The following is a 337-nucleotide window of genomic DNA, read 5'->3' as shown; positions in this document are numbered from 1 at the left end:
TGAACGCCGCTGAGTGCGTGCGTCGGGTTCGTTTCGTCATTTCCTCGGTTCCTTTGCCTGCATTATCGCTGGCTCAGGCCCCGGCCGTTCCACTTATCCCGCTGTCCGATTTTGCGCGGCCACCTCTGTAGAACGGGGGTGATGAAGCCCCCGTTGTTGTTTCAGAACGGCTCGTCGACGACCTGATGCGGCGGTTGCGTCGGACCGCGGGATGCGGGCACAGCGAAAGTCCTTGAATCCCATCATCGGTTTGATGATGCGTTTGATCGCTCGGTGGTCCTGCTCGATGATGTTGTTCAGATACTTGTTCTGGCGGATCTTGATCGGCGTGTCGCGC

At 58.8% G+C, this 337-nt stretch carries 1 pseudogene; it reads right to left on the bottom strand.

Going from position 1 to position 337, the window contains the following annotated elements:
* Window positions 1-213: 213 nt before the first annotated feature.
* Window positions 214-337 (bottom strand): annotated as a pseudogene (locus VSR34_RS39010) (DDE-type integrase/transposase/recombinase); the annotation flags it as partial.

It is taken from the genome of Paraburkholderia sp. JHI2823 (assembly GCF_038900695.1).
Classification (GTDB): domain Bacteria; phylum Pseudomonadota; class Gammaproteobacteria; order Burkholderiales; family Burkholderiaceae; genus Paraburkholderia; species Paraburkholderia mimosarum.
The sequence above is the reverse complement of the archived record's forward strand: the minus strand, read 5'-3'. Positions and strand labels throughout refer to the sequence as shown.